The sequence below is a fragment of the Neisseria sp. P0001.S005 genome, assembly GCF_051963715.1.
Window position 1 is genome coordinate 1 of the sequence record NZ_JBQCTZ010000436.1, and the last position, 953, is coordinate 953.

The 953-nt window shown below is 54.7% G+C and carries 2 protein-coding genes; both read right to left on the minus strand.

Features of this window, described 5'->3' with window-relative positions; genetic code table 11:
* Window positions 1-126: 126 nt before the first annotated feature.
* On the minus strand, window positions 127-450 hold the full coding sequence (locus ACTHSP_RS20865) for a DDE-type integrase/transposase/recombinase (RefSeq protein WP_440346870.1): 324 nt from the start codon (window positions 448-450) through the stop codon (window positions 127-129).
* A gap of 296 nt (window positions 451-746) precedes the next feature.
* Window positions 747-953, minus strand: a 207-nt coding sequence (locus ACTHSP_RS20870) for a helix-turn-helix domain-containing protein (protein ID WP_440346871.1), incomplete at its 5' end; no start/stop codon positions are given.

Sequence of the window (953 nt, forward strand, 5' to 3'; positions counted from 1 at the left end):
ATCGGCGCATTGTCCCAACAATTCGCCTTTCGCGACATGCTTTGAACCATGGAATGCTCCGCAAGCAATTCCCTATACCCCGCCGTACGGTACAGCACACCCTGGTCCGAATGAAGCATCGTTCCTTTAGCAGTCAGACGGGGGGGCGGCTTTTTCGAGCATTTCCTTCACCATTTCGCTGTCGGCTCTGCGGCTCATGGCGTAGGCGGCGATTTCTCGGTTGAACAAGTCCAAGATTGGCGAGAGGTACAGTTTGCCGTCCTTCCCTTTGAGTTCGGTCACGTCGGTCAGCCATTTTTCGTTGGGCTTTCGGGCTTTGAACCGGCGTTTGAGGAGGTGTTCCGATATCTCGCCCATGGCGGGATGGTGGTAGGCTTTTTTCGCCCGTATGAGGGCTTTCAGTTCCAGCCGCCTCATCAGCCGCGCTGCTTTTTTGCGGTTCCAATCCAATGCTGCGGCAATGCGCCTTTGCCCGTAGCGTCCTTCATGCCGTTTGTAGATTTCGGCGAAAAGGGCTTTGTCGGCTGCGTCGGGGTCGGGCCGGTCTTGATGGTGGTAGTAAAAGCTGCTTTTGGGCAGGTTTGCGATGTGCGGCAGGTATTTGGGCGGGTGTTGCGCCCTCAGTGTTTGGACGGTTTGGCTTTGTCCTTTGCGGTCTGCTTTTGGCTGAGGGCTTTTAACTCCTTTAGGTAGGCGACCTCTGCGCGCATATAGAACAACTCTTCAATAAGCTCTGCCTGTGTTTTTTAGTGGTCGGGTTTATCGGCGATGAAGGGGTTTTTACGGTGTTGGGGCATGGTTTTGGATTGGGGATGTTCGAGTGCGCCGATACCGCCTTCCTGATAGGCGCGTATCCATCGTCGCAGGTGGGTTCGTGAGATGCCGTAATGATCTGCGGTACGCTGTTGGCTGCGTATATGCAGGTAGTGGAGTACGGCTTGGTATTTGAAGTG